General features: G+C 29.0%; 22 protein-coding genes. 7 read left to right on the top strand and 15 right to left on the bottom strand.

Features of this window, described 5'->3' with window-relative positions; genetic code table 11:
* The first annotated feature begins 252 nt into the window (after positions 1-252).
* Positions 253-831 carry a DsbA family protein gene (locus H5J23_RS05740; protein ID WP_023049851.1) on the top strand — a complete coding sequence of 193 codons (579 nt, stop codon included), beginning with the start codon at positions 253-255 and terminating at the stop codon, positions 829-831.
* Positions 832-863: 32 nt separating this feature from the next.
* Here the strand turns inward: H5J23_RS05740 and ilvA are convergent, their stop codons facing one another.
* The 11 genes from ilvA to hpt all read right to left on the bottom strand — a co-directional run bounded on the left by ilvA (position 864) and on the right by hpt (position 11,694).
* Positions 864-2,072 (bottom strand): threonine ammonia-lyase, encoded by a 1,209-nt coding sequence (gene ilvA, locus H5J23_RS05735; RefSeq protein ID WP_023049850.1) that lies wholly within the window; start codon positions 2,070-2,072, stop codon positions 864-866.
* Positions 2,073-2,155: 83 nt separating this feature from the next.
* Positions 2,156-3,061, bottom strand: coding sequence for a DMT family transporter (locus H5J23_RS05730; protein ID WP_370523842.1), 906 nt, complete (start codon positions 3,059-3,061; stop codon positions 2,156-2,158).
* Between the two features lie 17 nt (positions 3,062-3,078).
* Positions 3,079-7,359, bottom strand: coding sequence for a PolC-type DNA polymerase III (locus tag H5J23_RS05725; protein WP_185892102.1), 4,281 nt, complete (start codon positions 7,357-7,359; stop codon positions 3,079-3,081).
* A 48-nt stretch (positions 7,360-7,407) separates the two neighbouring features.
* Positions 7,408-7,971 (bottom strand): RNA methyltransferase, encoded by a 564-nt coding sequence (locus H5J23_RS05720; RefSeq protein WP_023049847.1) that lies wholly within the window; start codon positions 7,969-7,971, stop codon positions 7,408-7,410.
* Positions 7,972-7,980: 9 nt separating this feature from the next.
* Positions 7,981-8,499 carry a gamma carbonic anhydrase family protein gene (locus H5J23_RS05715; protein WP_023049846.1) on the bottom strand — a complete coding sequence of 173 codons (519 nt, stop codon included), beginning with the start codon at positions 8,497-8,499 and terminating at the stop codon, positions 7,981-7,983.
* Complete coding sequence (gene trmD, locus H5J23_RS05710) at positions 8,496-9,215, bottom strand: tRNA (guanosine(37)-N1)-methyltransferase TrmD (RefSeq protein ID WP_023049845.1); 720 nt, start codon at positions 9,213-9,215, stop codon at positions 8,496-8,498. Before trmD ends, H5J23_RS05715 begins: the two co-directional genes overlap by 4 nt.
* 10 nt (positions 9,216-9,225) lie before the next feature.
* Positions 9,226-9,741, bottom strand: coding sequence for a ribosome maturation factor RimM (rimM, locus tag H5J23_RS05705; RefSeq protein ID WP_023049844.1), 516 nt, complete (start codon positions 9,739-9,741; stop codon positions 9,226-9,228).
* Between the two features lie 28 nt (positions 9,742-9,769).
* A complete protein-coding gene (locus H5J23_RS05700) occupies positions 9,770-10,009 on the bottom strand; it encodes a KH domain-containing protein (protein ID WP_023049843.1) in 240 nt (79 codons plus the stop codon).
* A 25-nt stretch (positions 10,010-10,034) separates the two neighbouring features.
* Positions 10,035-10,274: a DUF4911 domain-containing protein gene (locus H5J23_RS05695; RefSeq protein ID WP_023049842.1), complete on the bottom strand. Its 240-nt coding sequence runs from the start codon at positions 10,272-10,274 to the stop codon at positions 10,035-10,037.
* Between the two features lie 84 nt (positions 10,275-10,358).
* Complete coding sequence (gene rsmA / locus H5J23_RS05690) at positions 10,359-11,150, bottom strand: 16S rRNA (adenine(1518)-N(6)/adenine(1519)-N(6))-dimethyltransferase RsmA (RefSeq protein ID WP_023049841.1); 792 nt, start codon at positions 11,148-11,150, stop codon at positions 10,359-10,361.
* Positions 11,151-11,169: 19 nt separating this feature from the next.
* Complete coding sequence (gene hpt, locus H5J23_RS05685; protein WP_023049840.1) at positions 11,170-11,694, bottom strand: hypoxanthine phosphoribosyltransferase; 525 nt, start codon at positions 11,692-11,694, stop codon at positions 11,170-11,172.
* A 161-nt stretch (positions 11,695-11,855) separates the two neighbouring features.
* Between hpt and H5J23_RS05680 the strand changes: the two genes are divergently transcribed.
* The 6 genes from H5J23_RS05680 (at position 11,856) to H5J23_RS05655 (ending at position 17,206) form a co-directional block, all read left to right on the top strand.
* Positions 11,856-12,557 carry a PASTA domain-containing protein gene (locus H5J23_RS05680; RefSeq protein ID WP_023049839.1) on the top strand — a complete coding sequence of 234 codons (702 nt, stop codon included), beginning with the start codon at positions 11,856-11,858 and terminating at the stop codon, positions 12,555-12,557.
* Between the two features lie 35 nt (positions 12,558-12,592).
* Entirely contained in the window at positions 12,593-13,459 is an 867-nt protein-coding gene (rsgA, locus tag H5J23_RS05675) for a ribosome small subunit-dependent GTPase A (RefSeq protein WP_257162817.1), read from the top strand.
* Positions 13,460-13,509: 50 nt separating this feature from the next.
* On the top strand, positions 13,510-14,151 hold the full coding sequence (rpe, locus tag H5J23_RS05670) for a ribulose-phosphate 3-epimerase (RefSeq protein WP_170207975.1): 642 nt from the start codon (positions 13,510-13,512) through the stop codon (positions 14,149-14,151).
* Positions 14,152-14,153: 2 nt separating this feature from the next.
* A complete protein-coding gene (locus H5J23_RS05665; RefSeq protein WP_023049836.1) occupies positions 14,154-14,828 on the top strand; it encodes a MarR family winged helix-turn-helix transcriptional regulator in 675 nt (224 codons plus the stop codon).
* A complete protein-coding gene (locus tag H5J23_RS05660; RefSeq protein ID WP_185891265.1) occupies positions 14,828-16,456 on the top strand; it encodes an NFACT family protein in 1,629 nt (542 codons plus the stop codon). The genes H5J23_RS05665 and H5J23_RS05660 overlap by 1 nt, the downstream gene beginning before the upstream one ends.
* A 117-nt stretch (positions 16,457-16,573) precedes the next feature.
* Entirely contained in the window at positions 16,574-17,206 is a 633-nt protein-coding gene (locus tag H5J23_RS05655; RefSeq protein WP_023049834.1) for a murein L,D-transpeptidase catalytic domain family protein, read from the top strand.
* A 30-nt stretch (positions 17,207-17,236) separates the two neighbouring features.
* Here H5J23_RS05655 and H5J23_RS05650 read toward each other — a convergent pair whose 3' ends face one another.
* The 4 genes from H5J23_RS05650 to H5J23_RS05635 are packed head-to-tail and all read right to left on the bottom strand — an operon-like array spanning position 17,237 to position 21,300.
* Positions 17,237-17,587, bottom strand: a complete 351-nt coding sequence (locus H5J23_RS05650; protein ID WP_023049833.1) for a DUF6672 family protein — start codon at positions 17,585-17,587, stop codon at positions 17,237-17,239.
* The gene (locus tag H5J23_RS05645) at positions 17,584-18,681 is read right to left on the bottom strand and encodes an ABC transporter permease (protein ID WP_185891263.1); all 1,098 of its coding nucleotides are present in this window, start codon (positions 18,679-18,681) and stop codon (positions 17,584-17,586) included. The genes H5J23_RS05650 and H5J23_RS05645 overlap by 4 nt, the downstream gene beginning before the upstream one ends.
* Positions 18,681-19,715, bottom strand: coding sequence for a branched-chain amino acid ABC transporter permease (locus H5J23_RS05640; RefSeq protein WP_023049831.1), 1,035 nt, complete (start codon positions 19,713-19,715; stop codon positions 18,681-18,683). Before H5J23_RS05640 ends, H5J23_RS05645 begins: the two co-directional genes overlap by 1 nt.
* The gene (locus H5J23_RS05635; protein ID WP_185891261.1) at positions 19,708-21,300 is read right to left on the bottom strand and encodes a sugar ABC transporter ATP-binding protein; all 1,593 of its coding nucleotides are present in this window, start codon (positions 21,298-21,300) and stop codon (positions 19,708-19,710) included. Before H5J23_RS05635 ends, H5J23_RS05640 begins: the two co-directional genes overlap by 8 nt.
* Positions 21,301-21,362: the final 62 nt, after the last annotated feature.

The following is a 21,362-nucleotide window of genomic DNA, read 5'->3' as shown; positions in this document are numbered from 1 at the left end:
TTCGAGAACTTAATTATAAACTAATAAGCGTATTGTTATGGCAGCGTCACAATACTTAATTCACAGGGTCATAAAGATCATCGCCGTCGGCCTTAGGCTCCTTTTATGGAAGTGAACTAACCTCTCTTCTATTGTTAGAAGGAGTATACTATAAATAAAACATTTATGCAACTATTTTTTATTTTTTAAAAGGATTTAGATTGATGTTTTGTAATAGTAGTAATATAATTGTAATTATTTAAGGAGGAAGTTATGAAAATATCAATAATTTTAGATTTTGTATGTCCATATTGTTATGTTGGAGAAAAAATTTTAGAAAAAGCTTTAAAAGAAAAAAATTTAAAACCAGAATTTAGATTTTTTCCTTATGAGCTTTCACCTGAACCGAAACCACAACCTATAGTTAACGAAGCTAGCAAAGAATATTTTGAAAAAAATATAGTTAATTGGGCAAAACAGGAAAATATTGAAGTTAATTTTCCAACAATCAGTCCAAAACCTAGAACAGCATTAGCTTTTGAAGGAATATATATCGCTGAAAAATATGACAAAGGAATTGAATATGTTAGAGCAGTTCTAGAAGCATATTGGCTACATAATAAAGATATCGGAAACGTTGAAATATTAATTGAAATTGCTGATAATTTATTAATACCCAAATTTGAATTTGCTGACGCTTTATTATCTGGTAAATTTAAAGAAGCTCATCAAAAACTAAATGCTGAAGTTTCTGAATTTGATTTTGACGTTGTACCTACTTTCTACATCGATGATACTCAACTTGAAACTTTTCCTAGAACAACTGAAAAATGGTTAGAATTATTAAAATAGTAAAAATGGCTATCTAAAAGATAGCCATTTTTTTAATACATTCTATAACCCATATTTGTTAATTTTTCTCTTACTTTTTCTTGGTGCTGTTTATCGAAACATTCTAATACAAAAGTTGCTTCTTGAGAAGTTATTCCTAAATTTTGACTATACATAGTTTGATTTATACTTAAAATATTTGCATTCATTTCACAAATAGTAGCCACAACTTTTGCCATCTCTCCAACTTTATCTGAAAGTTCTATTGAAAATGCAAATCTTCTTCCTTCAAGTATAAGAGCCTTATTTAAAACTCTTTCAACAAGGTTAATATCAATATTACCACCTGATATTACAGCACAAACTTTTTTATTTTCAGCTTTTATTTTTCCAGCTAAAATTGCTGCAACTGTAGTAGCTCCTGCTCCCTCAGCTACAACTTTACTTTTTTCCATAAGAAATAGTATCGCTTTTGCTATTTCATCTTCTGTTACAGTTACTATTTCATCAACACATTCTTGAACTATTTTAAATGGCTCACATCCTGCTTTTCTTACTGCTATTCCATCTGCAATTGTTGGTTTTGTTGAAATTTCACAGATTTCTTTCATAGCAACAGCTTCTGCCATTGAAGCTGCATGAGCTGCTTCAATTCCAATTACTTTAGCTTCTGGCCTTAATGATTTTATAGCTTTTGCTATACCACCAATAATTCCTCCTCCTCCAATAGGAACTAAAACAATATCTACATCAGGTATGTCCTCTAATATCTCTAATCCAATTGTTCCCTGTCCTGCCATTACAAATTTATCATCAAAAGGGTGTAAAAAAGTGGCTCCAGTTTCTTTTTGAATTTCACAAGCTTTTCTGTAAGCATCATCATAAACTTCACCTTCTAAAATTACCTCTGCACCATACGATTTTGTAGCTGCAATTTTTGCTAATGGAGCTGTTGCTGGCATAACTATTGTAGCTTTTATTCCTTGAGCTGCAGCTCCTAGTGCTACTCCCTGAGCGTGATTTCCTGCTGAAGAAGCTATAACACCAGCTGCTCTTTCCTCTGGTGAAAGACTTGCTATTTTATTTAAAGCTCCTCTTAATTTAAACGAACCTGTTTTTTGAAGATTTTCTAACTTAAAATACACTGCATTTCCAGTCATCTCTCTAAGAGTTGGACACTCTACTACAGGTGTTCTCTTTAATGAATCCTTTATAGTTTCATTAGCCTTTAATATATCTTCTAAGGTAAAATTACAATCCACGGTTTAACCCCTCCAAATTTCATTATTATATAACTTTTTACAACTTTATTATATATTTTTAGAACATTTTTTTCAAGATTTTTTTAATTTTTTTGATTTCTTGTAATTTTATATATTGTAAATAATAATATACCAGCACTCATAAATTGAACTGGAGATAATAATCTTCCATTAAAAATATAATCAAATACTATTGAAGAGACTGGGAAACATAGCTCACACATAGTTGCAATATTTGCTTTTATATATCTAAGTCCTATATAGTAAAGCAACACCGCTCCACTTCCTGTTGTTAAGCCTATAATAACAAAAATCATCCATTGATGAGGAGTTGTTTTTAGAAACCATCCTAAATTTCCATTAGCTATAACTATTAAACCAGTTATAATTGATGTAAATAAGTATCTTGTATATAGAGCTGTTCTAAAAGTAGAGTGAGCCAATATTTTTTTACCAAATACTGTAGAACTACCAAAAGAAAATGCAGCTAAAATAGCATAAATACTTGCTAAACCTATATTATCTCCAACTTCAAAATGAGGTAAAGAGAACTGAAACGTTAATAAATATCCACTCATTAATGCGGCTATAGTCCAAAATACAAAGTTTTTTCCTACTCTTTCTCCCAGTAAAATTCTAGCAAGAAATATCGCAAAAACCGGTTGTAACTTTTGTAAAAGAGTAACCACTGTGAGGTGATTAAAGTTAACTAGAAATAAAGCTTTTACTATAGATAACGTTCCTAAAGTGCCTCCAAATAAAGCTATTAAAAAATAAAAAAATAAATCTTCTTTACTCAATTTTTTTATATTTGTAATTTCAGATTTTCCAAATAAAATACTCATACCTATTAAAGGTAGTAGATGTAACACAAATACAACATATGCTACGTTTAATTGATATAATCTAGGAGTTAACACTATTCCGTCAAATCCCCACATTGTTGCTGCTAAGCAAACTAACCCTGCTCCTAAATATTGCTTTTTTATATTAAACACTTTTCCTCCTAGAAAAATAAAGTCGTCTGATTTGTTTCACTTAAAGACTCTATACAATTAAATTCCTTTAACTTATCTACAGTTGTTTGAGATGTTTTGGTTCTTCTTTTAAAATCTTCATAAGATATGAATCTTCCTAGCTCTCTTTCTCTGACTATATTTTCCATTACTGATGCTCCTAATCCATTTAATCCCATTAATGGAACTCTTATCTTTCCGTCTTCTATTATAAACTTAGAACCATGAGATTTATAAACATCTAAATTTAAAAATTCAAACCCTCTTGCATGCATTTCTACTATTATTTCACACACTGCTAATTGAGCTTTTTTCTTAACATCAAGCTTTGGTTCTCTATTTAATTCTTGAATTTTTTCTTTAACTTTTACTAAATCATTCATTAATTCAAAATCAAAATCTTCAACTTTTCTACTTAAGTATGCTGCATAGAAAGCCAATGGATAATGAACCTTAAAATAAGCTATTCTCATTGCCATCATAACATATGCTACCGCGTGTCCTTTAGGAAACATATACTTTATTCTTCTACATGATTCTATATACCACTCTGGAACCCCATGACTTTTCATCAAGTCAGAATACTCTTTCCACTGTGCAACATTTTTACTTGGTTGCCCTTTTCTTACAAACTCCATAATTTTAAAAGCAGTTCCTTTTTCAATACCTTGATCTATTAAGAAGTTCATAATATCGTCTCTAACCGATATTACTTGAGATAAAGTTGCTTTTCCTTCTCTTACAAACTCTTGAGCATTATTTAGCCATACATCTGTTCCATGTGATAACCCTGATATTCTAACTAATTCTGCAAAAGTTGTCGGCATTGTATCAACTAACATTTGTCTAACAAATCCTGTTCCAAATTCTGGAACTCCATATGTTCCTACAACTGAACCTATCTCCTCTTGAGTAACACCTAACGCCTCTGTTCCTGAAAAGATTTTCAATGTTTCAGGATCTCCTAAAGGTATATCATAAACGTCAACTCCCGTATACTCTTGTAATATCTTTATTGTAGTAGGATCATCATGCCCTAATATATCTAACTTTACTAATTGTTCGTCCATTACGTGATAGTCATAATGAGTTGTTGTTGAGTCACTATTTTGATCATTTGCAGGTCTTTGAACTGGACAAAATTCATATATAGAATTACCTTGAGGAACTACAATCATTCCTCCTGGATGCTGTCCTGTTGTTTTTTTAGCTCCTTCACATTTTTGGGCCATTCTCATGACTTCGGCTCTTCCTGAGAATATACTATGATCTTCGAAGAATTTCCTTACGTAACCTTCAGCATTTTTTTCTGCTAAAGTAGAAATTGTACCAGCTTTAAATACATTTGATTTTCCAAATAACTCTTCACAATACCTATGAATTTCCGATTGATACTCTCCTGAAAAGTTTAAATCTATATCTGGAACCTTATCTCCATTAAATCCCATAAATACTTCAAACGGAATTGAGTGTCCATCTTTTTTCATTTGTATCCCACATTTTGGACAAATTTTATCTGGTAAGTCAACCCCAGCTCCTTCTCTTTCAATAAACTCTGAATGTTTACACTCTGGATTAGTACATAAATAATGTGGATAAAGGGCATTAACCTCTGTTATTCCCATCATATAAGCTACAATTGATGAACCTACTGATCCTCTTGATCCAACTAAATATCCATTATCTAAAGATTTTTTAACTAGTTTTTGAGCTGATAAATATAATACTGAGAATCCATTTCCTATAATTGCTTTTAACTCTCTTTCTATTCTTGCCTCAACATTTTCAGGCAAAGGATTTCCATATAGCTCATAAGCTTTTGTGTAGGTCATTTCTCTAACTATATTTTCTGCATTGTCTATTTTTGGCGGATAAAATCCACTTGGGATAGGTTGAACTTTTTCAATCATCTCATTTAACTTATTTGTTGCCTCAACAACAATTTCTTTAGACACATCTTCTCCTAAATAATTAAACTCTTCTAATAACTCATCAGTAGTTCTAAAATAAAAACCATTGTCTACTCTATATTGGTTTTCTCTAAATACACTTCCACTTCCATAAAGAAGTATTGATCTTATTTTATGATCCTCTTTTTCTAAATAATGCACATTTGATGATCCCGTAACTAACTTTCCTCTTTCTTTTCCTAAATCATAAAGATATCTATTCATCTTTTCAACATCTTTGAAAGAAGCTATAGCTCCAGTTTCATCATTATCTAAAAATTCTGAGAATCCAATTCTAGGTTGAAGTTCAATATAGTCATAAAAATCAATTAATCTTTCAACTTTTGATAAATCATTTCTAAAATATGCTTCGGATAACTCTCCACTATTAGAAAAATGAATTGAAGTTGGAGCTCCAATAATCAATCCTTCTCTATTTTCATTTAAAACAGTTTTCAAAATTCTTGGTTTTTTACTTCCAAAATAATCAATATGTGCCTGTGAAACTAATTTATATAGATTTTTTAGTCCTACTAAATCCTTAACTAAAACCATTACGTTTCTTATGTCCTGTTTTCTATAATTCAAAGAAAAAGCTCCTGTCATATCCAACTGATTTGTAACTCCGTTTTCTAGATACTTTTCTAAGAATATAGCAAACATAGCTGCTGTAGCTTGCGAGTCATCAACAGCTCTATGGTGATTTTCAAGAGCTACTTTTAAAAATTTTGTCATAGGTTTTAATCCGTATCCTTTTTGATCAGGATATAAATCTCTAGCCATTTGCAAGGTATCTATTACAGCTGGATTATAATCTATTTCCATATATTTTTTTATATCTCTTTTTAAAAATCCCATATCAAATGGTGCATTATGAGCTACTAAAGTAGCATCCCCTATAAACTCCATAAAATCTGGTAATATTTTATCTATGGTTGGCATATTCTCAACTAACGCATCATCAATTCCTGTTATGTCCTGAATTTTCTTTGGTATTTTTTTTCCTGGATTAATAAGCTGTGAATATCTATCTACTATTCTTCTTCCTTGTAACTTTACAGCTCCAATCTCTATAATTTCATTTTTATGAGAATTTAAACCTAAAGTTTCTAAGTCAAATACAACGTATGTTTCCTCATCTATCAAAACATCTTTAGCATTTTGAACCATTGGCTGTGTATCATCTACCATATACATTTCACATCCAAAGATTATCTTTATATCTTTTCCTTTAGCTGCTTTATATGCAAATGGGAAAGCATGAACAACCCCGTAATCTGTTATTGCAACAGCTTTATGCCCATATTCTAAGGCTCTTCCAACTATCCCTTTTACATCTTCTACTCCACACATTTCACTCATTTTTGTATGAGTATGAAGTTCAATCATTTTTTCATCAGCTGAATCTATTTTTTTAGACTTTACTTTATCCAACTTATTTAATATATTTACTAAAATTATCTCTTCATTATTTTCAAAACTATCAATTTGTTTCTTTCCACTAATTTTTACAAAATCTCCAACTTTAACATCAAAATCTTCTGGACTATTTAAAAATATTTTAGCTGTTATTGAATCTTCTCCATCAGTTATTCTTAAAACTTGAAGAATTTTTCCAGTTCTTAACTCTCTTCCTTCTGTAGCAAATAGTTCTCCTTCTACAACTGCTATCTCATTTTCTATTAGCTCTTTAAATTCTGATATTGGCATACTTGGACTTTTTATATCTTTCTTTTTACTAAATCCACCTCTTCCCATAGGTACAGCTGACTTAATTTCAACTGGTGGAGCTGGTGCTTTTTCTGTTGATACTTTCTCTGCAACTTTAGCGTTTAAAGTTATTATTTTATTTTCTATTTCAGTTTCTATAGATTTTATCTCACTATTAAAATCTCCTGATATGAAATTTACTCTAAAACCTCTAATCCCATAGTTTTCTAAAAGAGTTTGTATTTTTATATCTAAATTTGAACTATACAGTGTTTCTACCGCCATCTCATTTTTCAATTCAATATCAATCACTTCATTTTTTATAGATATTCTATATAGATATAAAAACGATTTTGAAATAGCATTAGTTCTCTTTAATTTTTCAATAACTCTTTCAATAATTTCTAAAAAATTTTCTTTTGTAATCTCTTTCGTTAAATAATCTATTTTGAAATTAATATCTAACTCATTTCCAAACTTCTTTTTTAAATTTTCATAAGCCTTATCTAATCCTTTTAAATCTTGAGGAGTAGAAACTACACAGATAAGATCCATTTTTTTATTTCTTTCACTAAAAACAATCTCTGTTATTTCTATATTTTCAATCCCCATATCTTTAAAAATATTTCTTTGAGGTCTTATTCTAATTTCTCTTCTCAATTAATTTTCTCCTAATAATCTATCTAAAATTATTGAAACTGCTGATCTAACAGACAAATGATTATATTCTGCATTTCCTCTAATTGGTTCTAATATATAATCTGACATATTCATTACTTCATCTATTAATCCCCAACCTGTTCCAAATAATATTAAATATGGCTGATCATCATTAATCATTTTTTCAGATAAATTTTTATAACTTATTGAGTTTGGAAATATTTTTGCCGATGTTGTTATTATTAGAGGTCTTTTTCCCTCTCTTTCTTCTATTTCAGAAATACTTTTTTCTATTGATTCATAAACCCTTGTTCTACCAAAAGCTTCCTCTCTATCTCTATTATATCCTGTTCCAAATCCTTCTTGCCAGTATCCAATAATTCTTTCTGTAAGTTTTTTTTGTGCATCTACAGACACTATAATATGATATTGATTTACATCATATGTTCTACACGTTCTTGAAATATCATGGATATCAAAGTTTGTTACTGACGTACAAACTATATCTCCTCTTTTATTGTAAACTGGTGAGTGAACTAGTCCTAAATATATTGCTTTTCTCATTAATCTTACCTACCCTATTCTCTCTAATTTTTTGTACATTTCTATTTTTTCTAAATACACTTTATTAGCATATTTTAAATAATCTATATTTTTATCAGAAAGTTTTTTTACTACCTTTGCAGGAGAACCTATTATTAAGTCTCCCTCTTGAGCTTCTAACTTATCAGTGACTAAACTTCCTGCTCCTACGATACAGTTTTTAGGAATTCTAGCTCCATTTAATAAAATTGATCCCATTCCTATTATGACATTATCTTCTATTTCACATCCATGTATAATACAGTTATGTCCTATTGTTACATTTTCACCTATTATTACAGGATATGGTGTATCTCCATGGACTGTTGTATTATCTTGAATATTTGAATTATTTCCAACTTTAATTTTACTCATATCGGCTCTTAAAACTGCTGAAAACCAAATACTTACATTTTCTCCAGTCTCTACATCTCCAATTATAGTCGCATTATCAATAATAAGGTTATTCTTTCCAATTTTTGGAACTAGTTCTCCTAATTTATATATCATATCTCTTGCTCCTCTTTTATCTCTTTTAAAAGTTTTTTTTCTAGTTTACTAAACTCTCTACCTTTTAAAAGCTCTGGTCGTCTTTTTAAAGTTCTTTCTAAACTCTGTTTTAATCTCCATTCATCTATGTTTTTATGGTGACCAGACATTAAAACTTCTGGAACTTTTAATCCCTCATATTCAGCTGGTCTAGTATAATGGGGATAATCTAATAATCCATTATAAAAAGAGTCGTTTTCATAAGATTCTTTTTTTATAACTCCAGGAATAAGACGAATTATTGCATCTGATATCACCATAGCTGGTAACTCTCCACCTGTTAAAACAAAGTCACCCAAAGATATCTCTAGATCCACTTTGCTATCAATTACTCTCTCATCTATCCCTTCATAATGGCCTGCTATTATAGTTATCTCTTTTTCAGTAGATAACTCACATGCTAATACTTGATTTAACTTTACACCTTGAGGAGAGGTATAAATAACTTTTCCTTTATTCCCCTCTAGAGCCTTTAATAATGGTTCTGGTTTCATAACCATTCCAGCTCCGCCTCCAAAAGGTATATCATCACACTGCTTATGTTTCCCTTCAGCAAAATCCCTTATATTAACTATGTTAATTTCTACTTGTTCTCTTTCCACAGCTCTTTTTATAATACTGTGTTCTTTAAAAGAATTAAAAAACTCTGGAAATAGTGTTAATATATTTATTTTCACAACGTTCTCCTTAATCTTTCTTTCTTTCTCTCATTCCTTCAATTAAAGAAACTAATATCTCTCTTTTATTGAAATCTATATTCTTTATAAAAACTTCTACATCTGGAATCATTGTTTCAAACTCTTCATCTTCTATGACATAGATATCATGAGCTGCAGTTTCGTATATATCTACAACTTCACCTATATTTTCACCATCTTCTGTTATAACTTTCATTCCCATTACATCATTAGCTAAAAACTCATCCTCTTCAATTCCTAAAAGATCTCTTCTTACTTTTATAACTCCATTTTGAATTAAACCAGCATCTGTTTTATTTGTTAACTCTTCAAATTCTACAATCCATTTTTTATCTATCATGCTCGATACTTTTTTTATAGTTAAAATTTTTACCTCTCCTGATGGTAGCTCAATCATAACTTTATTTCCACTTAAAATCTCTAAATTATCTATATTTGAAGTAACTTTTATTGCTCCCTTTAAGTGATGAGTTCCTGAAACTCTTCCAACTGATAATAACTCCATTAATATTCTCCTTTAATTCTTTTAAATTTTAGTCTACAAACTCAACATTTACATTTAATCTATCTTTAACTCCAGCTGCTTGCATAACTCCTCTTATTGCATTTGCTGTTAAACCATTTTTTCCAATAACTCTTCCCATTTCACCTTGAGCAACACTTACTTTAAATGTTACAGTATCATCTATTAAATCATAACTTATTCTGATTCCCTCTTTTGTTTCTACTAATTCACCTATAATATAATTAATTAATAACTCTAATTTTTCCATAAATTTATCCTCCTAAATTTTTATTTTATAACTCTCCAGACCAAGGTCCTTCCCAAACTATTTCAGCTTTTACCCATTTTCTATTTAAATCTTCAACAATCATTCTAACATCCTCTTTAAAATCAGTTGTAGAAACTATTGTTAAATCTCCCTCATCGGCATTTTTTGTTCTTACAATTCCAACGCCCTCATATGCTTCCATTATTTTATTAATAAAATCTATATCCTCACGTTTTGTTTTTATTTTAAATTCATAACTATCCATTTTTTACTCCTTATTTAAGCTAAAAGGAGGCTTTCAAAAATTAGGAAACCCCCTCTTTTATCCATGCCTCACTTATTAAAAGTTTTATTCTTCTTCAAATATCTCAGCTAAATCTATAAACTGTTCAATTGTTAAATTTTCAGCTCTTTCTGTTTCTGATATTCCTAATTTTTCTAATTTTTCTCTTATAAAATCTTTAGAATATCCCAAAGTTGTTAGATTATTTATGATATTTTTTCTTTTGTTTGAAAAAGCTGCTTTTACATATTTAAAAAATAGACTCTCTGAAATTCGATCCTCATATCTTCTATCATTGTAAAACTTTATTGACATAAAAGCTGAATCTACCTTTGGTGGTGGCGTAAAAAATGCTTTTGGTATTGTAAATAAATACTCTGCTTCTCCATAATACTCTACGGCTAATGTCAATACACTTCTCTCTTTTCCTGATTTTGAGCATACTCTTTCTGCAACTTCTTTTTGAACCATTATAAACATTTCACTTATTATATCTCTATTTTCAATGATTTTATTTATAATTGGTGATGTTATATAGTAAGGAATATTAGCAACCACTCTTCCTTTACTTAATACATTTTTTAAATCTACTGTTAAAACATCCTGCATTATTAAATTAAATTTAGGATTTGATGCATATTTTTTTGTAAGTATTTTTTCTAAATCAGTATCAATTTCAATACATGTTACATTTTTAGCTTTTTCTAGTAATAAAGCCGTTAATGCACCTTCTCCTGGTCCAATTTCAATTATATGCTCATCTTCTTTAACATCTGAAACTTCCATAATTCTATTCAAAACATCATTTTGATCTGTTAAGAAGTTTTGCCCAAATTTTTTCTTATGTTTAAAGGACATCTTTCCTCCTTTTACTTTTTTACTTTCTAACTACTTTTCCAATATAAGGAAGGTTTCTATATAGCTCATCGTAATCTAAACCATATCCAACTACAAACTCATCTGGAATTTCAAATCCAATATACTCTCCAACCATTTCTACTTTTCTTCTACTTGGTTTATCTAATAAAGAACACACTTTTAAAGATTTTGGTTGTTTTGACATTAAGAATTTTTTAACTGATTCTAAAGTTAAACCTGTATCGATTATATCCTCTATAATTAAAACATCTTTTCCTGTTAAATCTTCATCAACATCTTTTAAAATCTTTACTACACCTGTACTATCAGTTCCTCCATGGTAACTAGAGACTTTCATGAAATCCATAGCCAAATCTAATTCTACATTCTTTAGTAAATCTGCCATGAACATGATTGATCCCTTAAGTAGACCTACACAAATAAGATCTTTTCCTTCATAATCTTTTTCAATCTCTTTTGCAACCTCTCTTATTCTAGCTTGTAAATCACCCTCAGAAATCATTTTCTCTATTGTGTAATCCATTTTACCCTCCTAATTTTCAAATAATAGTTTACAAAATATTCTATCATTTAAGCTACTATTTATCAAGTAATTATTGATATTTTAGTGCCACTATGATATTATTTTATAAGTATTTAGAGTATTTTATTATTTAATTTCATAGCACCACTTTAGGAGGAAAAATGAAAAAATATTTAGCATATTTGCTATCATGTATACTTATTGTTTTTATCTGTTTTTTTAGTTTTAATATATTCTTAAAAACATATTTTAACAAAAGTTTTTATTCTTTACCAAATCTTGTTGGAATGAATCTAAAACAGATAGAAAAAATACCATCTATTGATAAAGTAAATGTAATCGTTGCAGGAAATGATTTTTCTGATTTACCAATTGGAACTATCTTCAAACAAAATCCAGCTCCTGAAAAAATTGTAAAAGAAGGAAGAACTGTTAGAGTTTGGTTAAGCAAAGGTAAAGATGACTATACTATGCCTGATTTTACAAATAAAAACCTTATCGAAGTTTCAGCTAAACTCCAAGAAGAAGGAGTTAAAATAAAAAAAGTTTCTTATACATCTTCAAACTTACCATACAATACTGTTTTAGCTACAACTCCATCTTTAGGGCAAAACACTCAAAAAAACAAAGGAGTATCTCTTTTATTAAGTAATTCTAATTCTGTAGCTTCTGTGGAAGTTCCTGATACAATCGGATTTACATATGAAGAGGCTACCAACGAATTAATTTCAAAAGGTCTTATTGTTGGCGTTGTTAAAGAAAAAGTAATTCCTAATTTAGAAAAAGGAATTGTTGTTGAAACTACTCATATTGGTGAAACTGTCCCTGCTGGAACTATCATTGATATTGTTGTTAGTTATTAATTGAAGGAGAGTGAATTATTATCGAAGGAATTGTTATCAATAAAATTCAAGGATTTTATAATATTGAAAGTGAAGGAAAAGAATATCTTTGTAAATTAAGAGGGATTTTAAAAAGATCAGACAAAAGGGAAAATTGTACAGTGGGAGATTATGTTGTTTTTGATGCAGATGGCTTTATAACTGAAGTTAAGCCTAGAAAAAATCTTTTAAGAAGACCTTTAGTTGCAAATATCGACTATGGTGTTATTCAATTTGCTGCTAAAGATCCCGCTATTGACTATGAAAAAATAAATATTTTAATATTAAATAGCTTATATAATAAAATCAGTCCTGTATTAATAATCAATAAAATAGATCTTTTATCACAAGAGGAATTAGAGGAAATTAAATCTAATTTAGAATACCTATCTAAGATAGATATTCCAGTTTTTTACATATCAACTTACAAAAATCTTGGTATGGACGAATTAAAAGCATTTTTAAAAGATAAAGTTACTGCTTTTGGTGGTCCTTCTGGAGTTGGTAAATCAAGTATTTTAAATTTATTACAAGATTCAAAAGAATTAAAAACAGGAGAGACAAGCAAAAGATTAAGAGCCGGAAAACATACAACTAGAGATAGTAAACTCCTTACTCTTCCTAGTGGAGGCTTTGTTATTGATACTCCAGGATTTTCATCTGTTGATCTGCCTCCTACTAGCGATGCTCAAGATTTAATATCACTTTTCCCTGAATTTCATCAATTTGGAGATGGATGTAAATTTAATAACTGCGTTCATGTAAATGAACCTCAATGTGGTATAAAGTCTGCTGTTGATTCAGGAAAAATTACAAAAGAAAGATATGAATTTTACAAACGTTGTTATGATAAATCTAAAAATGAAATTTGGAATAAATATTAGAGCAATTATTATTACTTAAACTATTACACAAAGGAGTGAAATTTTAAATGATAAAAAAAGATATCAAAATAGCACCATCAATTCTTTCAGCAGATTTTAGTCAATTAGGCAATGAAGTTATAGCAATTGACAAAGCTGGAGCCGACTATATACACATTGATGTTATGGATGGAATGTTTGTACCAAACATAACTTTTGGAGCACCTGTTATAAAAGCTATTAGAAATAAAACTAGTTTAGTTTTTGATGTTCACCTTATGATTGAAGCACCTGAAAGATATATTGAAGATTTTGTTAAAGCCGGTGCTGACATAATTGTTGTTCATGCTGAAGCTACAAAACATCTTCATAGAACTATTCAATTAATTAAGTCTTTTGGAGTTAAAGCTGGTGTATCTTTAAATCCTGCTACTCCTGTTGAAGCGATAAAATATGTTATCGATGATTTAGATATGGTTTTAGTTATGTCTGTTAATCCTGGATTTGGAGGACAAAAATTTATTGAAAATTCAATCCAAAAAATTCAAGAAGTTCGTAATTTAAATAATACTGTTGATATTCAAGTAGATGGTGGAATAACAAATGAGACAATTGGAAAATGTATAGATGCTGGAGCTAATATTTTTGTTGCTGGTTCTTATGTTTTCTCTGGTAATTATGAGGAGAGAATTAAATCTTTAAAGGAGAGATAATTATGAATAATATAAATAAAGTAAATGATGTCTTAGAAAACTTTTACAAGCTTTTCTACGAAACAGAAGATTTAGCATTAAAAAGAGGTATTAAATGTATAACACATACTGAGTTACACATAATTGAAGCCATTGGAAAAGAATCACTTAGTATGAATGAACTATCTGATAGACTTGGAATAACTATGGGAACTGCTACAGTTGCAATTACAAAACTAAGAGAAAAAGGATTCATTGATAGAGTTCGTTCTGATGCTGATAGAAGAAAAGTTTACGTTTCTCTATCTAAAAAAGGTATTGAAGCATTAAACTATCATAATACTTATCACAAAAATATAATTTCAACTATAACAGAAAATATTCCAGAAAAGGATTTAAATCATTTTACTGAAACTTTTGAATTGATTTTAAAAAATTTAAAAGATAAAACAGAATTTTTTAAGCCTCATTCTGTTACAGAGTTTCCTGTAGGAACTGTAGTATCTATTAATGAGGTTAAAGGAACACCTATTATACAGGATTATTTTGCCAATAACGGAATCGAGCATTACTCAACAGTTAAAATTGTAGAATCTGAAGAAAAAGATAAGGTAGCACTTGAAAAAGAGGATGGTTCTATTTTAAAAGTTAATCTTTTAGATGCAAAAAATCTTATTGCTATAAAGGTTGAAGAATAATGTTGTACCTTGATGGTATATCTTTAAATAAAATTAAAACTGAGCTAGAAACTTCTTTAAAAGGAAAAGGTGTCAATAAAGTAGTTCAAACTAGTTCCCTTGCTGTAAGTATTAATTTTGGGAAACAGAGATTTATACTCTCTTGTTTCCCTTCTCTTTCATTATGCTACCTATCAGATACAAAAGAGGATAATTTATTAGAAGAAAATAGTTCTTTTGCCTTAAACTTAAAAAAATATATTGTTGGCTCAACTTTAATATCTATTAATCAATTGGGATATGATAGAATTCTTATTTTTACTTTTTCTAAACTGAATGAACTTGGAGAAGTAAAAATCTATAATCTATATTTTGAGATGATGGGAAAGCACTCTAATCTTATTCTTACTACAAAAGAAAATAAAGTACTAGACTCTATAAAACGTTTTTCTATTGAAGAGAATCCAAATAGAGTATTGTTCCCTGGAATTGATTATTCAACACCATCTCTTGAAAAAAAACTTTCTCCCTTAAACTTAAACGAGGAGGAGTTTCTTAAAGAGAAAAATGAAAAATCACTTCTTAAAAACATAGAAGGACTTGGAAAAACTCTCGCTAATTCACTTACATCATTTGAAAATCTAAAAAATATTTTAAAAGATAAAATAGCTCCTAAAATATTTTTTAATGAACATAATGAAATTATCTTAGCTACTGTTTTAAATATAGAGCCTAGAGAATATAATACTGTAATTACATATAGTTCATTCCAAGAGCTGATAAATTTTTATTTAAACAATCAAAATTTATCTAATACTTTTAAAATTTTAAAAGATAAACTTACATCTTGTATAAAAAAAGAGATTAAAAAATCTGAAAAAGTAATTATTTCTATAAAAAAAGATCTTGAAGAGAAAAAAAACTTTGATAGATACAGAGAGCTCGGAGATATATTAGCTGCCTCTTTATATTCTTTAAAAAAAGGCATGACTGAAGTAGAACTTTATGATTTCTATAATGATTGTATGTGTACAATTCCTTTAGATCCATTAGTTACACCTCAGATAAATTTAGAAAAAATATATAAAAAATACAATAAGTTAAAAAAAGGTATGGAATATAATCAAAAAAGATTAATTGAAATATCTGATAATTTAAAATATTTTTTAGGTGTTGAATCTTTTATTAATAATAGTGATTCTAAAGAAAATCTAAAGCTAATTGAAGAAGAGCTTTCTAGTCAAGGTTATTTAAAAGTTCCTTCTAAAACAAAACATAAAAAAAATATTAAAAAACAAGTTATTAAAACTTTTAATTTTGGAGAAATTACTATTGATGGTATTTTAGTTCGATATGGTCGAAATAATTTAGAAAATGATGCTCTAACAACTAAATATTCTCATAGAGAAGATATGTGGTTCCACTGTAAAGATATGCCTGGAACTCATGCTGTTGTGAACGCCAATGAATTATTATCTGAAAAGTCTATTTATGATATTGCTGTATTTTGTGGTCAACAATCAAAGTTGCCTAAAGGAACTAAACTTACAGTAGATTACACACAAATCAAATATTTAAATAAACCTAAAGGAGCTAAACCTGGGTTTGTTACTTACAAAATTTTTAAATCAATTGTCGTTACTTTATAAAATATAATGGGAAAATTCTTAGTAAGAATTTTCCTATTTTTTTATTTTTTTCTCTACTTTTTGACCTATTTTTTGTTATAATAAAAAAAACAAAATTCTATTTTTCAGGAGTGGTTTATGAAACAAAAATTATTATTATTATTTTTTATTCTTTATATGACTGTTTTTAGCTCTACTTCATCTCTCTATAAATCATTGGAACTAAAAGATAAAATGAATTATAGTGTATTTAAGAATGCCGTAAAAGGGGCTTCTAAAATTAAAGGGAAAACCTTTCAGTTTTTAACAGTTATTGATTTTACTAAACCATCTACTGAACCAAGATTCTCAGTTATTGACTTAAAGAAAAAAAAGTTACTTTATTATACTTATGTTTCTCATGGAAAAAACAGTGGAAAAGTTCTTGCTACAAAATTCTCTAATGCACCTAACTCTTTCCAAAGTTCTCTTGGATTTTTTATTACTGATACAAAGCCATATTTTGGAAATTATGGTTATTCTTTAAGATTAAAAGGCCTAGAAAATCGTTTTAACTCTAATGCCTATGATCGAGCAATTGTCATACATGGTGCTGATTATGCATCTAAAAAATATATTGATCAAATGGGATTTTTAGGAAGAACTCTTGGATGCCCTGCTATTCCAACTGAACTATCTAAAGAGGTTATTGATCTTTTATCTGACAACTCGATAATTTTTATAGCTGGTGACGATACAAAATATCTAAAAGAAAGCACCTTTATAAATTAAAAAAGGAGAGAATATAATATTCTCTCCTTTTTAATATTGATTAATTGTTTTTAACCAATTTTCTTCATTATTTAAAAACTTTTCCACTTCTAGTTCTCCACTCTTATTCATCTTAAAATTTACAACTCCATCAATTTGCTTTTCATTTACCAGAATAGAAAATTTATGAGTTACCCCTTTTAAATCAAACACTGCTTTTTTATTCTTCCCTATTTTTTTATCTTTTTCTCCAGAAATTTTTATCACTATATTTGTACTCATATCTTTATTTTTATAATTATTATTTACAATTAAAGTATGTTCTTGCCCTGTTGAATATAAAATCCAGCCAATTAAACATACAAGAGATAAAAATATCAATATGCTTAATTTTTTTCTCATATAGTTTCCCCCTTGCTATCAGAGATTTCATTTGCTCTTTCTGCCCGTCTCTCTCGTTCTCTTCTCCATTCATGCATCACTAAAACTAAAGCTATTATTCCATACGATACAAACACTCTAAAATACTCTCCTATTTGAGCTGATCCCATCAATTCTTTTCCTGCCACAGGAGAAATAATAAACATCATATGAAATAAAATAATTCCCGTTATTGCATTTGGAATACTTGCTTTAACAGCCGATGCTCCTCCAATTAATAAAGCAGCAATAGAAAACATCCCTATTTGTTCATGACTATTATAAGTATTCATAGTTCCTATATTTTGCAAATATATAATCTGTCCAAATCCTGCAAGCACCGTTGATATTACAATAGCTAAAACTCTTGTTCTATCTACATTTATTCCTGCCGCTCTAGCTATTTCAATATTTTGTCCCACTGCTCTCATATCTTGTCCTAACTTGGTTTTTCTAAACCAAACTATAAATATGCATAAAAGTCCTACTAACAAAAATGTTGCTACAGGTATTTTTTGTCCTAAAACATCTATTTCTAATAGGCTGTCTAATCCTCTTCTAATACCTTGCAAATCTATTGCATTTCTTATTCCACTTCCTCTTGAAAGTATCAATTTTGGATTTGATATCTTTATTATGCTTCCCATTCCATACAAAACAACTAATTGATAAATTCCATTCATAAATAATCCTAAAATCATGGAAGTTATCATCTCTTTTCCTTTAGATTTGTTTAATATATTTCCACTAAAATATCCCAATGCCATTGCTATAGGAGTTGATAAAATCATAGCTAAAAATACTCCTTGATATCCTATTATTCTATACTCTGTTATAAAAATAAGAGCTATTTGTCCAGCCATTGCTCCTAAAACAATACCAAAGTTTAACCCCATTCCAGCTATTATTGGTATTAACAACGATAGAACTAAGAATAAATTTCTATCTAATCTTAATATCATCTCTTGAATTAAGTATTGAGGAGTTAATTTAGATATTGGAATTATTGAAGAAATAAAGATTAAAATAAAAATTGGAACTATATTTTTTTGTAAAAAACTTTTTATTTTTTCCATTATCTCTCCCCTCCTTTTCTAGTTAATGCATAGATTATCATTCCATTTGATATTATAACCCTTATAGTTTCTGACATATCTGTTTTTATCAATCCACTTATTACTATTGGAGTCATTGTTATAACTCCTTGAAACAAAACAGTTCCAACAATAACATTAAATATAGAAGCTTTTCTCACTGAAGCTCCCCCAATTAAAATGGCTGCTATAGCGGGAAATGCCATATAAAAAGGTGCTAAATACAATTGTATAAATCCAAAACTTTGTTGGTAAACAATTATTCCAATTCCTGCTATCATAGTTGACATTATAACTGAATTTATTCTTGCTTTATTAATATCAACACCTATTGATCTAGCAAATTTTTCATTAGATCCAACAGCTTTCATGGCTAATCCATTTCTACTCTTAAAATATTCTTTTATTAAAAATGCCAATAATAAAAAGAATACTATCTCTCCAATATAACTAAAATTTCCTGACGAAGAAAATATTTTACCTAAAATTTTATTCCAATATCCTTCAACACTTATTGTTGTTCTTAATCCCTCTCCACCATATGCCCAAATCATATCAGGTTTTTTAAAAGGTAATACGAGCCACATAATACACATAAATGCAACTGATGAAAAACCAACATATGTTGCTATCATCATCTCTCCACCTTTAACTCTATTTAATATAGAACCATATCCATAACCAAATAGTATTGATATTGGTAATGATATCAATATTGCACCTAAAAATCCAAGTAGTCCAGTTAATCCTAGCTCTATACTTAAAACTGCTCCAAGCAATCCAGCTTCTACACCTAAAGGCATACCAAAGTTTAACCCTGTACCTCCTTGAATCATTGGAATAAGAGACAATACTAATATTATATTCATCCCTACCCTAATTAAAGTATCTTGAAAAGCTACTTTCAGATTAACTCCTACAAAAGGTGCTAGTGTATATAGAGAAAGTAGAAATAAAGCTATTATTATTCTCGGTAATCCTATCTCTTTTATTTTTTTTACTATATTCTCATTCATTTTTGTCCCCCTTAACTCCTGTCATTAATTTTCCAAATTCTAACAGGTCATCCCCTGGAGATAAAATACCTGCAATTTCACCCTCCGTTACAATTGCGATTCTGTCGCAAACTGATCTTAACTCTTCCAATTCTGATGAAGTTAAAATTATTGTCATTCCACTATTTCTATTATATTCTTTCAATGTTTCAAGAACAATTTTTTTTGCTCCAATATCAATTCCTCTTGTAGGTTCTGATATAAAAAGTATATCTGGGTTTATTGTAAAAGCTTTTGCTAAGCACACCTTTTGTTGATTTCCACCACTTAGCTCTCCTACCCTTTGACTCCCACTCATACATTTAATCTCTAATTTTTCAATGTAGTGTTGACTATTTTTATCTATTTCTTTTTCATCTATACTTTTTAATAATCCAAAATATCTTTCTTTTAAAAATTTATTTTTTATATATATTGATGGATAAGCTATATTCATACTTATCTTTTCTTCAAGTATAAGTCCCACTTCTTTTCTATCTTCAGATACAAAATACATCCCTTTTTCCAAAGGTATTTTAGGATTATTTAAATTTATTTTTTCATTTTTATATATAACTTCTCCCCCTGCTGGATAAAGACCCATTACTCCATTCGCTATACCTACCTTTCCTTGACCAGCCATTCCTCCTAATCCTATTATTTCACCTTTTCGAACTTTTAAATTTATATTTTTAGCTTTTTCACCGGGCATATCTACCCATAACTTTTTCATTTCTAAAATAATTTCTGGATTACTCTCTTTTTTTTCTTCTTTTTTAGTTTTCTCTCCTATCTCTCTACCAATCATTAATTTTGTAATTTCATCTACGTTAGTTTCTGATGTTTCTAATTCACTCATCATAATACCATCTCTTAAAACTATAATCCTGTCTGAGACATCCATAATTTCATTTAACCTATGAGTTATAAATATAATTGCTATTCCTTCACTTGCCAACCTTTTCATTGTTTTTAACAAAATTTCAGCTTCTTTTTCTGTTAAAACTGCTGTTGGTTCGTCTAAAACTAATAACCTTACATTTTCTCTCTCTATTTCTCTTGCAATCTCTGTAAATTGCATATGTGCTACAGGCATCTCATTAACTTTAGTATCTACATTCAAATCAACTCCTAAATGTGATATTGCAACCTTTGCTCGTTCTCTATCTTTTTCAAAATCTATTTTACTTATTCTTTCTCCAAATATCTCTTTTACAAAAGATTTCTTTAAACTTTCTCTATTTAGAACTATATTCTCTGAAGCCTTAAATCCTGGAATTAAAGAAAATTCTTGATGAACCATTCCTATTCCCGCATTTAAAGCATCAAAAGAGCTTTTAAAATGTACTTTTTTACCTTGAAAAATCATCTCTCCGTTATATCCACCAGTTTCTTCTATTAGAGACATTCCAAAAATTATCTTCATTAAAGTAGATTTTCCTGCACCATTTTCTCCAACAAGACCTACTATTTCTCCCTCTTTTATTGTAAAATTTATATCTTTTAATACTGTGTTTTCTCCAAAACTCTTAGATACTCCTGACATTCTTAAAAGTTCTTTTTGCATTATATCACTCCCTTTTATACCTCTATCAAAAATTTTGACCACTAGTCAGGTAAAGTCTAGTG

This window comes from Cetobacterium sp. 2G large, assembly GCF_014250655.1.
Classification (GTDB): domain Bacteria; phylum Fusobacteriota; class Fusobacteriia; order Fusobacteriales; family Fusobacteriaceae; genus Cetobacterium_A; species Cetobacterium_A somerae.
This window is presented reverse-complemented; position numbering and strand designations above follow the sequence as displayed.

Excerpts from the sequence above, each read along its gene's own strand:
- H5J23_RS05740 (WP_023049851.1), top strand. The coding sequence starts at position 253 with ATGAAAATATCAATAATTTTAGATTTTGTATGTCCATATTGTTATGTT.
- H5J23_RS05725 (WP_185892102.1), bottom strand. The coding sequence starts at position 7,359 with ATGGGGATTGAAAATATAGAAATAACAGAGATTGTTTTTAGTGAAAGA.
- H5J23_RS05720 (WP_023049847.1), bottom strand. The coding sequence starts at position 7,971 with ATGAGAAAAGCAATATATTTAGGACTAGTTCACTCACCAGTTTACAAT.
- H5J23_RS05715 (WP_023049846.1), bottom strand. The coding sequence starts at position 8,499 with ATGATATATAAATTAGGAGAACTAGTTCCAAAAATTGGAAAGAATAAC.
- rimM (WP_023049844.1), bottom strand. The coding sequence starts at position 9,741 with ATGGAGTTATTATCAGTTGGAAGAGTTTCAGGAACTCATCACTTAAAG.
- H5J23_RS05700 (WP_023049843.1), bottom strand. The coding sequence starts at position 10,009 with ATGGAAAAATTAGAGTTATTAATTAATTATATTATAGGTGAATTAGTA.
- H5J23_RS05695 (WP_023049842.1), bottom strand. The coding sequence starts at position 10,274 with ATGGATAGTTATGAATTTAAAATAAAAACAAAACGTGAGGATATAGAT.
- rsmA (WP_023049841.1), bottom strand. The coding sequence starts at position 11,150 with ATGTCCTTTAAACATAAGAAAAAATTTGGGCAAAACTTCTTAACAGAT.
- hpt (WP_023049840.1), bottom strand. The coding sequence starts at position 11,694 with ATGGATTACACAATAGAGAAAATGATTTCTGAGGGTGATTTACAAGCT.
- H5J23_RS05680 (WP_023049839.1), top strand. The coding sequence starts at position 11,856 with ATGAAAAAATATTTAGCATATTTGCTATCATGTATACTTATTGTTTTT.
- H5J23_RS05665 (WP_023049836.1), top strand. The coding sequence starts at position 14,154 with ATGAATAATATAAATAAAGTAAATGATGTCTTAGAAAACTTTTACAAG.
- H5J23_RS05660 (WP_185891265.1), top strand. The coding sequence starts at position 14,828 with ATGTTGTACCTTGATGGTATATCTTTAAATAAAATTAAAACTGAGCTA.
- H5J23_RS05655 (WP_023049834.1), top strand. The coding sequence starts at position 16,574 with ATGAAACAAAAATTATTATTATTATTTTTTATTCTTTATATGACTGTT.
- H5J23_RS05650 (WP_023049833.1), bottom strand. The coding sequence starts at position 17,587 with ATGAGAAAAAAATTAAGCATATTGATATTTTTATCTCTTGTATGTTTA.
- H5J23_RS05645 (WP_185891263.1), bottom strand. The coding sequence starts at position 18,681 with ATGGAAAAAATAAAAAGTTTTTTACAAAAAAATATAGTTCCAATTTTT.
- H5J23_RS05640 (WP_023049831.1), bottom strand. The coding sequence starts at position 19,715 with ATGAATGAGAATATAGTAAAAAAAATAAAAGAGATAGGATTACCGAGA.
- H5J23_RS05635 (WP_185891261.1), bottom strand. The coding sequence starts at position 21,300 with ATGCAAAAAGAACTTTTAAGAATGTCAGGAGTATCTAAGAGTTTTGGA.